8 protein-coding genes are annotated in these 11,812 nt (G+C 66.5%); 1 reads left to right on the top strand and 7 read right to left on the bottom strand.

The annotated features are described in order from the left end of the window. Positions 1-2: 2 nt before the first annotated feature. On the bottom strand, positions 3-1,439 hold the full coding sequence (gene miaB, locus BSF38_RS09420; RefSeq protein WP_076345036.1) for a tRNA (N6-isopentenyl adenosine(37)-C2)-methylthiotransferase MiaB: 1,437 nt from the start codon (positions 1,437-1,439) through the stop codon (positions 3-5). Between the two features lie 402 nt (positions 1,440-1,841). On the opposite strand from miaB, the gene hpnR reads away from it, so the two are divergent. Further along, positions 1,842-3,398, top strand: a complete 1,557-nt coding sequence (gene hpnR / locus BSF38_RS09415) for a hopanoid C-3 methylase HpnR (RefSeq protein ID WP_076345034.1) — start codon at positions 1,842-1,844, stop codon at positions 3,396-3,398. A gap of 21 nt (positions 3,399-3,419) precedes the next feature. Here hpnR and pckA read toward each other — a convergent pair whose 3' ends face one another. The 6 genes from pckA to BSF38_RS09385 all read right to left on the bottom strand — a co-directional run bounded on the left by pckA (position 3,420) and on the right by BSF38_RS09385 (position 11,811). Beyond that, positions 3,420-4,997: a phosphoenolpyruvate carboxykinase (ATP) gene (pckA, locus tag BSF38_RS09410; RefSeq protein WP_076345032.1), complete on the bottom strand. Its 1,578-nt coding sequence runs from the start codon at positions 4,995-4,997 to the stop codon at positions 3,420-3,422. Between the two features lie 141 nt (positions 4,998-5,138). Beyond that, complete coding sequence (locus BSF38_RS09405; RefSeq protein ID WP_076345030.1) at positions 5,139-5,810, bottom strand: metallophosphoesterase family protein; 672 nt, start codon at positions 5,808-5,810, stop codon at positions 5,139-5,141. A gap of 62 nt (positions 5,811-5,872) precedes the next feature. Then, positions 5,873-6,865: a methionyl-tRNA formyltransferase gene (gene fmt / locus BSF38_RS09400; protein ID WP_076345028.1), complete on the bottom strand. Its 993-nt coding sequence runs from the start codon at positions 6,863-6,865 to the stop codon at positions 5,873-5,875. 44 nt (positions 6,866-6,909) lie between these two features. After that, positions 6,910-7,533 carry a peptide deformylase gene (def, locus tag BSF38_RS09395; protein ID WP_076345026.1) on the bottom strand — a complete coding sequence of 208 codons (624 nt, stop codon included), beginning with the start codon at positions 7,531-7,533 and terminating at the stop codon, positions 6,910-6,912. 95 nt (positions 7,534-7,628) lie between these two features. Further along, positions 7,629-9,953, bottom strand: coding sequence for a DUF4340 domain-containing protein (locus tag BSF38_RS09390; protein ID WP_076345024.1), 2,325 nt, complete (start codon positions 9,951-9,953; stop codon positions 7,629-7,631). Between the two features lie 25 nt (positions 9,954-9,978). Beyond that, complete coding sequence (locus tag BSF38_RS09385) at positions 9,979-11,811, bottom strand: GldG family protein (protein ID WP_076345022.1); 1,833 nt, start codon at positions 11,809-11,811, stop codon at positions 9,979-9,981. Position 11,812: the final 1 nt, after the last annotated feature.

Below are 11,812 nucleotides of genomic sequence, written 5' to 3'. Positions count from 1 at the left end.
CTTCACACCGAAGACGCGATTCGCTCGGCCGTCACAACCTGTCCGAACAAGGTTACGCCGCTGGCGTTCTCGATCCGGACCTGAACCATCCGACCGATCAACCGCTCGGGGCCGTCGAACACCACGATGCGGTCGCAGTGCGTCCGGCCCGACAACTGATCGACGCCGTCCCAGCCCTCCCGACGCGTCGTCGAACGGCTCCGGCCTTCGACCAGGACGGTCGTTTCCCGCCCCACGAACTCCATGTTGTCTTCCAGGCTGATCGCCGTCTGAAGCTCCAGCAACTCATGATTGCGGCGCTTCTTGACCTCCTCCGGGACGTCGTCGGCGAACAGGTCGTCGGCCTTCGTGCCGGTCCGGGGGCTGTACTTGAAGATGAAGCTGTTCTTGAACCGCGACCGCTCGACCAGGCCGATGGTCTTCTGGAACGACTCGTCCGTCTCGCCGCAGAACCCCACGATGAAGTCGCTCGAAACCGACGAGCCGGGGATCGTCTCGCGAAGCCGGGCCAGCATGTCTTCGTAGAAGCCGACCGTGTACATCCGCTTCATGCGCTTGAGGACCAGGTCGCAGCCGCTCTGGGCGGGGACGTGGATATAGCGCGAGACCTTGGGGAGGTCGCGGACGGCCTGGAGCAGGTCGTCGGTCATGTCGTTGGGGAAGTTCGTGATGAACTTGATCCGCTCGACGCCTTCGACGTCGTGGAGCCGGGCCAGGAGGTCCGAGAGCCGCGTGGTGCGGCCGTCGGGCTCGCGGAACTTGTAGCTGTTGACCGTCTGACCGATGAGGGTGATCTCCTTCACCCCCTGGCCGGCGAGGGCGCGGGCCTCGGCGACGATGCCGTCGGGCGGCCGGCTCTGCTCGGGGCCTCGGACCGACGGCACGATGCAGTAGGTGCAGAACTTGTCGCAGCCCATCATCACGCGGAGATACGCCTGGAACGGACTGGGCCGGACCGAGGGCTCGCGGTCGGAGTCGTAGTTGTCGAAGCTCGACGTGACGTCGTCGCGCGACCCGGCGGTGCGCGCCAGGCTCACGGCGAGCTGCGGCTTCGCCTCGGCCTTGGCGATCGTCAAGAGTTCGGGCACCCGCGCGAGCTGGCCGGGGCCGACGACGATGTCGACGTGCGGCGCCCGCTTCAGGATCAGGTTCTGATCCTTCTGCGCCATGCAGCCGAGGACCCCGATCGACAGCTCGGGCTTGCGCTTCTTGAGCTGCTTGATCCGTCCCAGGGCGCTGTAGATCTTGTCTTCGGCGTGCTGGCGGACCGAGCAGGTGTTGTAGAGGATCGCGTCGGCTTCCTCGATGTCGGTCGTCAGCTCATATCCGTCGTCGCGCAACCGCGCAACGACGAGCTCGCTGTCCAGAACGTTCATCTGGCAGCCGACCGTCTCGATGTATAACTTCTTACGCGGATGCGAGGTCGGCTGATCGGCCATCGCTCTTGCTCCCAGACCGCTCATTGGCTCGCGGACTGACAGGCAGGTATCTCTCGGGTCGAGATCCATTTTCAACAGGCCCAATCACCTGCGCCGGGCGACCGCTTCCGGACCTTGATTCTAACAAGCTTGGCGCGGCATGGGAACCGCTGTCGATCGAGGCCTTGAGAACGAGCCGAAATGCGGCCGGCATGACGGCTGGAGGGCGTCCGCAACCCTTGGAATTCGTCGCGGCAGAGAAAATAGGGGCGATGAGCAAGGCGTGCGGGCTTCGTCGTCGTGGATTCCTCGGTTCTTGCCGGCTCGGCGGGCACTCGTGGCGTGTGGTTCTGGTAGGATTGCACCGCGCTTGATGGAAACCACCTGGCAAAACTCCTCCGCTACGATCAGCCGCTGAACCTCATGAAAATACTGGCCGCTCATCCCAGCTCGTTGATGTACACGAAGATCTTCCTCCGTCTCGAACCGTTGGGAATCGAGACGATTGCCGCCGAGCTTCGCCGCTCGGGGCACGACGTCCGCCTGATCGACTTGCAGGTCGACGACCACGCGGCGTACTTCCGCGAGATCGAGAGCTGGCGTCCGGACGTTGTCGCATTCTCATGCAACTACCTGGCGAACATTCCGGAGATCGTCGACCTGGCGAAGGCGACCAAGGATCGCCTGCCCGACGTGTTTTTCTTCGTCGGCGGCCACAGCGCGTCCTTTGTCGCGGCCGACATGATCGCGCACAGCGACGGCGCGATCGACTGCGTGCTCAAGGGAGAGGGGGAGGCCACGGTCGCGAGGCTCATCGAAGCCGCCGCGTCCGATCGCGACCCCGCGAGCCTGATCGAACTTCCCGGCGTCGTCACGGCGGCGGGCGCGGGCCCCGCTCCCGCGTTCGTCCGCAACCTCGACGACCACCATCCCGCGCGCGACTTGCTGCGCCATCGGCGCAAGTACTTCATCGGCGTCCTCGATCCATGCGCCTCGATCGAGTTCAGCCGAGGCTGCCCGTGGGATTGCTCGTTTTGCAGCGCCTGGACGTTTTACGGCCGGAGCTATCGAGTCAAATCGGCCGAGGCGTCGGTCGACGAGCTGGCCTCGATCCGCGAGCCCGGCGTCTTCATCGTCGACGACGTGGCGTTCATCCAGGCCGAGCACGGCATGGCGATAGGCGAGGGGATCGCGCGGCGGGGGATTCGCAAGCAGTATTACCTCGAAACCCGGGGCGACGTCCTCCTTCGCAACAAGGACGTCTTCCGGTTCTGGAAGACGCTCGGACTTCAGTATATGTTCCTCGGCGTCGAGGCGATCGATGAGGATGGGCTCAAGCGGTTCCGCAAGCGGGTGACGCTTTCGAAGAACTTCGAGGCGCTCGAATTCGCCCGGTCGCTCGGCATTATGGTGGCGATCAACATCATCGCCGACCCCTCGTGGGACCATCAGCAATTCGAGGTGATCCGTCAGTGGTGCCTGGAGATCCCCGAGATCGTCAACATCAGCGTCAACACGCCGTATCCGGGCACCGAGAGCTGGGTGACGGAGGCGCGTAAGCTGACCACGCGCGACTACCGGCTGTTCGACATCCAGCACGCGGTGCTCCCCACCAAACTGCCGCTCCACGAATTCTACGGCGAGTTGGTGCGGACGCAGCAGGTCTTGAACCGCAAGCACCTGGGATGGCGCGCGGTGGGGGCGTTGGCCGGCATCCTGGCCAACAACCTCAGCCGAGGGCAGACCAACACGCTGCGGATGCTCTGGAAGTTCAACAGCGTCTTCAACCCCCAACTCCAACTCGCCGACCACCGCCAGACGGTCAAGTACGAGATGAGCACGCCGCCGCCGCACCGCGACGTCGTCGATCCCAACACGCTTTACATCCACCCGGCGCGCGGGCGTCGCGGCCGGGCGATCGACGCCGACACCGAGAACTTCGTCGAGCAGACGCGGATCAACGGCAAGCCGGCCGTGTGACGCGATCGCCGACCGATCGGATCAGATCTCGACGTCGATCCTGCGATGATTCTCCTCGAACCGCCGTGCCAGCTCGGCCGCCTTGCGGTCGTAGGCTTCGGGGTCGGGCCATGAGGCGCGCGGGTCGAGGACGTCGGGCGGCAGCCTGGGGACCCGGCTCAGCGCGCTGAGATGGAACGCCTCGTTGACCTTCGTGGGCACGTCGTCCAGCTCGCCGGCCAGGGCTGAGTTGATCAGCGACCGGGTGATCGGCATCGCGATCCGCTTGCCGACGCCGTACGGTCCGCCGGTCACGCCGGTGTTCACCAGCCAGCACCGCGCCTGATGCTCGGCGATCTTCTTGCCGAGCAGCCGGGCGTAGACCTTGGGATGAAGCGGCAGGAACGGCGCTCCGAAGCACGGGCTGAAGACGACTTGCGGCTCGTTGACGCCTTCCTCGGTTCCGGCGACTTTCGATGTGTAACCGGTCAGATAGTGGTACATCGCCTGCTCGGGGGTCAGCCGGGCGATCGGCGGCAGCACGCCGAAGGCATCGTACGTCAGCAGGAAGATGTTTCGGGGATGGCCGCCGAGGCCCTCGGGGTCGGCCCCCGGGACGTGCGTGATTGGATACGCGGCGCGGGTGTTCTCGGTCAATCGCTTGCTGTCGAGGTCGAGTTTCCGAGTCTCCGGGTCGATGACGACGTTCTCGAGCACCGTGCCGAACATCCGGGTCGTCTCGTAGATCTCGGGCTCGCTCTCTGCATGAATGCCGATCACCTTGGCGTAGCAGCCGCCTTCGAAATTGAAGACGCCGTCGTCGCTCCAGCCGTGCTCGTCGTCGCCGATCAGGCGGCGGTCGGGCGAGGTCGAGAGGGTCGTCTTGCCGGTCCCCGAAAGCCCGAAGAAGAGCGCGACGTCGTCCTTGTCGCGGCCGTAGTTGGCCGAGCAGTGCATGCCGAGGACGCCGCGCTGCGGCAGCAGGTAGTTCAGCAGCGAGAAGACCGACTTCTTGATCTCGCCCGCGTACTGCGTGCCGCCGATCAGCACCAGCTTCTTCGCCAGGTGTACCAGGATGAAGGTCCCCGAGTGGGTGCCGTCGGTCGCGGGGTCGGCGGACAGGTGGGGGGTGTCGATGATCGTGAATTCGGGGACGAAAGCTCGGAGCACGTCGTGAGCGTGCTCGCGGATCAGCAGGTCGCGGACGAACAGGCTGTGCCACGCGTATTCGGTGACGATCCGGACGGGGAGCCGGTAGCGCGGGTCGGCCCCTCCATAGCAATCCTGGACGTAAAGCTCTTTGTCGGCCATGTAGGCCCGCTGCCGGGCCCAGACACGCTCGAACGACTCTTCGGAGAGCGGATGATTACTGACGCCCCACCAGATCTTGTCACGGCTGCCCGGCTCGTCGATCGTGAACTTGTCATTGGGCGCCCGACCGGTGTGCGCGCCGGTGTCGACGACGAGCGCCCCGCCGTACGCGATCAGTCCTTCTTGCCGCCGGACGGCGTGCTCGTACAAGACGGCCGTGGGCGGGTTCCAGTACGTGGAAGCTCGGCGCTCGATCCCCAGCTTTTCGAGTCCCCACGCTCGGGACACGTCGTTCCGGTTGTCGCTCATGATCGACTCTTGCCTCCATACGCCGGGCCCGTTGTCGTTCGCGATGGTGCTGCACCCTCATCCTACTCCCGGAGCGGCCCACTCACAAACGACCTGAGACCAAACCTCCTGGGCGGACCGGCGACGGCCGGCGTTTTCGGCTCAGCGCAAGGACCGTCGGGGTCGCGCGCGGCCTCGGACATCGACTTGCCAGACTTCGCCGGAATGGACGTCGAGGGCCGTCAGCCATCCGCCGCCGTAGCAGTAGGTGTCGATGCACCGGAGATGGCCGAGGTCGAGGATCTTGCCGTTCTTCTGCGAAGTGTGGCCGGCGACGACCGTCTTCCCCGACACGTGCCGGCCGGGGATTCCCCGGCGCAGCGACTGCCAGCGGAGCAACGAGGTCGGCTGCTCATTCATGGGTAAGACAGGATCGTAGCTGGCGTGCAGGAAGATGTGGTCGTCGGTCTCGAAATAATCGTCGCAGGCTTCAAGGAAGCCGAAGTGCCCTTCGGTGAGCGCGATCTGGGGGCGGTCGATCTCGGACGCGGCGCGCGTCAGCAGGCCGCCGGCCGGCCTCTGCGCGACATCCGACGATCCGCCTCGGGCTCGCAGCAGCATCTCGTCGTGATTGCCCAGAATCGAAATCAGACGCGATCGTCGGCGGAGGTCGATGAGCTGGTCCAGCACCCCCCGCGAATCGGGGCCGCGATTGACGTAATCGCCCAGGGTGACTATCAAATCGTTCGAGCCCGGATCCACCGCCTGGAGCAGGGAACGCAAAGCCATCGAACAGCCGTGGATGTCGCCGATGGCGATGGTTCGTCCGGTCATCTTCGCGGGAGTGCTCCTGTCGATGCTCCGAAAGGAAGCGGTCGGGCCAAAGACACTATAACTCACGACGACGTTCGCGGCGCCGATTTCGATCCATCACCCATTTGATCGCCGGGCTGAACGTGTCGACCACGAAGGAATTCCGCGGCCGTCATGGGTTTCTTGCCGGGAATCTGGACGACCAGCAGTTGGATCGCCCCCTGGCCGGCGGCGACGACGAGGTCGCCCTGGGTGGCGGACAGCACGACGCCGGGCTCGCCTTCGCCTTCGACGGGGCGCGTCTTGTGGACGATCACGCGAAGCGGGCCGGTGGGCGTCCATGGGAGGGCGGTCCAGGTGGTCGAGGCGATCGGCCAGGGCTGCATCGCCCGCACCAGGTTGTGGATCTCAAGCGCGGGGCGGGTCCAGTCGATGACGCCCGACTCCTTCCGCAGTTTCGGGGCCTTGGTGACGAGCGAACCGTCCTGGGGGAGGATCTCGGCCCGGCCGGCGATGATCTTCTCGATGACGTCGAGCGTCAACGGAGCCCCCAGGCGCGCCAGCCGATCTTCCAGTTCGCCGGCCGTCTCGTCGGGATCGATCGGGGTCCGGGCGACGGCGATCATGCCCCCCGCGTCGATCTTCGGCGTCATCTGGATGACGGTCACGCCGGCCTCGGTCTCGCCCCGCTCGATCGCTCGGGCGACCGGCGCCGCGCCTCGGTAGGAGGGGAGGATCGAGCCGTGCAGGTTGATCGCTCCCAGCCGGGCGACGCCTAGAAGTTCGGGCGAGAGGATCTGGCCGTACGCCGCCGTCACCAGCAGGTCGGGGGCGAGTTCCCGGATCGACTCGACGGCCTCCGGCTCGTTGACCTTCTCGGGCTGAAACACGGGCACGCCCAGGCGCAGGGCCGACTGCTTGATCAGGCTGGGGATCAGCTCTTGATGACGCCCCTGCGGGCGGTCGGGCTGGGTGACGAGGGACAGCAGCCGATGGCCCGCTCCGTGCAGGCTCTCGAACAAGGGTAGGGCGAAGTCGCCGGTTCCCAGCATGACGATCGCGATCGGCGTGGCCATGAGCGAAGCCTCTCATCCATCAAGGTCGTTGCGCCGGCGATCGTTCAGGTGCCGGCCGAAGTGCCGCTCAGGGTTGCGATCGCCCCAGCGCTCGGGGCGGACATCGCGTTGAGCCGCCGGACGATCTCGGCGTCGTCGGGAACCTCGCCGCCGGCCTGGGCCTTGCGGAACTCCAGCTCGAACTCGCGGAGCTTCCCCTTCATCGAGTGCCGGGTGAGCGGGCCGAGGTAGTCGATGAACAGTTTGCCGTCGAGGTGGTCGGTCTCGTGCTGGATCGCCTTGCTGAACAGCTCGTCGGCGTCGTATTCGACCTGCTCGCCCGCGAGGTCGAACGCCTGCACCTTGATCTTGCGGGCGCGCCGGACCTTGGAATATACGCCGGGAATACTCAGGCAGCCTTCCTCGTCCTCAGCCGAGGAGTGCCGCTTGACGATCTCGGGATTGATGAACACCAGCTCCTGGTCCTTCTCGTCCGGGTCGGCCGTAACGTTCAGGATGAAAAACCGGAACGGCAACCCGACCTGATTCGCGGCAAGGCCGACTCCGCGCGCCTCGTACATCAGGTCGAACATCTCGCGGACGACGGCGCGCAGCTCATCGTCGATCTGACCCACGGGTCGCGAGGTGTAACGAAGGGCGGGATGCGGGTACTTCACGATGCTCAGCACGAGTCGGGCTCCGGGGCGGCGGCGGGTCTGCTCTCCTTCTCCAATCCTATATTATAGTAGACGCATGGCCCCGGTCATCGCCAGGTTTCCAGGTCTCAGCGCGCGTCGAGCGGGGCGAAGACGTCGTCGGGGAGCGGTGCCGACGATCCCTCGGCCCCCGGCTCGATCAGGGCTTCCCACGCGGGACCGGGCAGCAGGAAGACCGGGCCCGTCGCGCCGTCGCCGGTCGTGGCCAGGACGAAGCCGTCGCGGGTCGGCGACCCGAGCCGCACGACGCTCGGCGGCTTGCCCGCGCCGAAGCCGATTTCGATCTTGAGTCGCGGCTCGGCCAGGCCCGAAGACGTCGGGATCGGCCCTTCATACTGCGCGAATCGAACCGCGTGAAGCTGCGACAGGTGGATGGCCAGGTCGTTGAACCGGGACAGGTCGATCCCCTGAACCGAGGTTCCCGGCTCGGGCGACCAGTCGGTCGGTTGACCCGTGGGCTGGCTGCTCCGCGCGAAGGCGAGCGTTCGATCCGGCCATCGCAGCACCAGCCGACGGACGTCGTCGAGCGGGAATTTCTGCACCAGGGTCTCGTGCATCTCGGCGAAGTAGGGCTGAAGCGCCTGGGCGTCGAGCGTGAACACGGGAGGGTAGCCGCTCAGGACCGCGTAATAGGTCGACGGCTTGTCGGGAACCTGCTTGCCGACTTTCAGGCCGCCGGCCGCCCCCTCGCCCTCCCAGTTCAGATCCAGCAGTGGGGCATTGAGACCGAATGCGACGCCGTCGCCGGCCGAGTCGGCCGCGAAGTCGTCGGCTCGCAGGTTCGAGAGGGCGGCGAGAACGGCGGTCACCGCGCGGACGTCGGCCGGCGCTTTCACGGGCGCGATCATCCGCCACTGGTTGGGAGTGGCCGAAGCGCGATCCGGTTCGAGGACCGTCGTCCTGCCGTCGTGGACGAACGTCAGCTTGGCGACGCCGGCGGGCTGTGCGGAGGGAAGCGTGCGGTCGCGAAACGCGTACGAGTTCTTGGGAAGCATCTTGAGGAACGAGTCTGGCAGCGCCAGGACGTACGAGTCGCCGGGGAGCCGTCCGTAGATCGTCTTCTTGAGGATGTCATGACGGCCGAGCGCGAGTTCGAAGGCGGGAGGAGCGTCGGCCGGGGCCTTCCGGTTCTTTGCCCCGCCCAACTCGATCTCCCAGACCCGGATCGACATGATCGGCGGGTCGAGTCCGACGTCGATCATCTGCGAAGGGTCGAGGTATTCGCTGGTCTGGAGGGCGTCGATCTGGCCGAGCAGCGAATCCACCAGGAACCGGTCGGCCTTGCCGGGTTGAGGCGAGACCAGATCCCAACCCGCCGGATTGCGGACCATCTCGAACGGGCCGCCGGGGGCCTTGATCTCGATGCGGTAGGCGGCCGGCGGCGTTATCTCGGCGATATGCTGGCTCCGGAAGCCGAGCCGGTCGGCGGGGATCTCGGCGAGGAATTTGGCGTCGATGAGCGCCACGTCGTCCTGGTCGCCGCGGCGGACGTAGACGCGGCCCGGCTGGTCGGCGGGCGACTTGCCGACCATCAAGACCGTGGGGTTCGACGGATCGGCCGAAGACGTCAGCTCGATCGTCGCCTCGGGCTTGTCGAGGCCGTAGGGCGCGAAATCCTTCACGTCGTCAGCCGCGAAGCTGCCCGACGGTCCGGCGATCCGCAGGCCCGCGAGCGCGGCGAGCGCCGCCTCGATTTTGGAGCCGTCGGCCGGGAGGCGGACCGGTTCGGTCAGCCGCCATTGGCCGCCCGATATCCGCTCGGCCTTCAGCGTCACGCCGGGACGCTGGATCGATACGCCGGTCACCTGGAAGGTCGGCAACGGCGCGAGCATCTTGTCGCGCCATTCGGCGGCCGGGCGATCGATCGCGGTGAGCACCCTCCGGTCGACGACGTCGATGCCGCCCGCGTCGTCGGTCTTCACATACCGATGATTCTGGGCCGTTTTACCGATTTCGAGGACGGCGACGGGGTCCTTCGGGCTCGTTCCGCCCTGGGCGCCGCCGGCCCACAGCCGCAACGTCGCCTCGGCCGGGGCCAGGCCGTACGATTCGGCGGGCGCGTCGATCACGCCGGCGTCGGCCGACCGTCGGAGCGCCCGCAGGTTCTGGAGCAGGCTCTCCAGGTCGTTGGCGTCGGCCGCCGCGTCGATCGGCCCCCGCATCTGCCAGCCGTACCGGCCGCGACGCTCGAAGATCAGCCGCTCGCCCTTGCGGTCGATTTCGACCTTCTGGATTCCGGACTCCATCACGTCCGTGAGCGCGGGGAGGATGCGGTCCTGCCGTCTCCGCCGCTGCGACTCGGTGAGGACGCCCGTGAATTCGAGCCCCCAGAGGAGGAGCAGGCCGGCGAAGAACAGACCGATCAAGACATAGGTTGTGCGCGACGTTTTCATCGGTGATACGGTTCGATCCAGAGGGTCACTCGTGTCGGACGACGTAAACCAGGCCGCCCAGGCCGACGATGGTCAGCACGGCGGCGACCGTCGGCACGACGACCAGCCGCCAGCGGAGTAGGGGGTCGGCGGTGAGAGTCAGGGCCACGTGGGTCTTCGGTGTGATGCCCACCGCGTTGGGCCGCTCGCGAAGCCAGCTCACGGCGTTCATCACCAGGTCGAGGTTCGTCGGCTCGATCCCCTGGACGATGTTCTCGGCGATCGATCGCGTCGAGAACAACACCAGCCTCGGCTTGGTCGCCGCGGCGGGTTCGGCGCCGCGCTCGACGACCGCGACGCCCACCACGATCGGTCCCGCCTGGTCGACGTCCTGGTCGAAACGCGGGCGCGGGTTCTTGAGGTCGGTCTCGGCCCATGACCGCGACCCGCTCTTGACGATCGGCGTCGGCACGAACCGACGATCGACCGACTTGTTCAGCTCCTTCGCCTGCGGTTTCGTCCCGAGGATCTCGATCGGCGCTCCGTTGGCGATGAGGACCGACCGCTCGCTACCCAGCGAGTCGGTGATCGGATGGCCCACGCCTCCCTTGAGGATGCAGTGGACGAGCTGCATGTTGTGGTTGAAGTTGAGCTGGGGATCGATCACCAGCCCCTTGCCCAGCTCCAGATTGAACGACAGCAGGAAGTCGTCGAGGCCCGTCGGCTCGGTGTTGCCGAGCATCGCCAGTACCGGGCCGCCGCGATCGGCGTACGCCTTCAGCCGGGCGGTCTCCACGGGCTTGAACGCGTCCTTGGGGCCAGCCACGACGACCAGCTCGACGTCGTCGGGGACCGAGGCTTCCAGCAGGTTCAGCTCGGTCACGTCGTAGCCGTTCGACGTCATCCGCGCTTTCCAGAGCCCGAGTCCGGGGCCGTTGGGATTGAGGTCGTCGAGCCTCGGCTCGCCGTGGCCGACGAGGAAGGCCACCTTAGCCGTCCGGCCCTCGCGAATCCGGATCAAGGCCGAGGTCAGGGCGTCCTCCCCCTTGAACGTCGACTCGAAGCGGTCGAGGCTCGCGGGGGACCGCTCGGGCGGAGGGGCGTCGAACATCTCCTGACCGCCGACCGCGACGTACTTGGCGTCTTCCCCTTCGCCGAACTCGATCAGGACGCCCCCCCCTTGCATCACCGCCAGGTCGGGAGCGCGCTTGGCGAGGTCTTCGGTCCGCTCCAGGTCGGTGAACGGGTTGACGCTCTCAATCTTGACCATGTCGGGCCGGGCGGTTCGGTAGAGTTCGAGCAACTGGGCGATCCGGTCGAGCTGCCGCCCCGCCCGGGCGCCTCGCCCGTAGATCAGGTGGAACGTCAAGGGACGATCGAGACTGCCGACCTGGTTCATCGTCAGCGACGAGAGCGAGTACGCCCGCTCGCGGGTCAGGTCGATGACGTGGCCGCCGTAGCGGAAGGCGATGACGTTGGCGACGATCAGCACGCCCGCCAGGAGCGCCGTGTTGAGGATCGCGTTCGAGTACTCGATCGTGCGCCGCAGGCTGGGGCTCGAATGCCGGTACCGCTGATTGACCATCGCGAGGGCGAGCACCATGCCGAACCCCAGCGCGAAGAGCGGCAGCGACCACGGGACCCCCCGAGTCGCCGCAACGTAGGCACCGGCGAGGATCAAGAGCAGGCCCGTCACGACGGCGGCGATCACGCGGTCGCGATACCCCGAGCGCGGGGCGTCGTCGTCGTCCTCGGCCGTCGCGCTCTGGCCCGGGGGCGCTCCACGGAGCGTCCAGTACAGGACCAGGAACGCCGCGACCGCCAGCGCGCCCACCCAGATTTCAGCGCGGTTCAAGAACATCGATAGACCTGAAAGCATC

Origin of the sequence: Paludisphaera borealis (genome assembly GCF_001956985.1) — a bacterium.
GTDB lineage: Bacteria > Planctomycetota > Planctomycetia > Isosphaerales > Isosphaeraceae > Paludisphaera > Paludisphaera borealis.
Note: the sequence above shows the minus strand (reverse complement) of the source record. Positions and strands in the feature narration are given on the sequence as shown.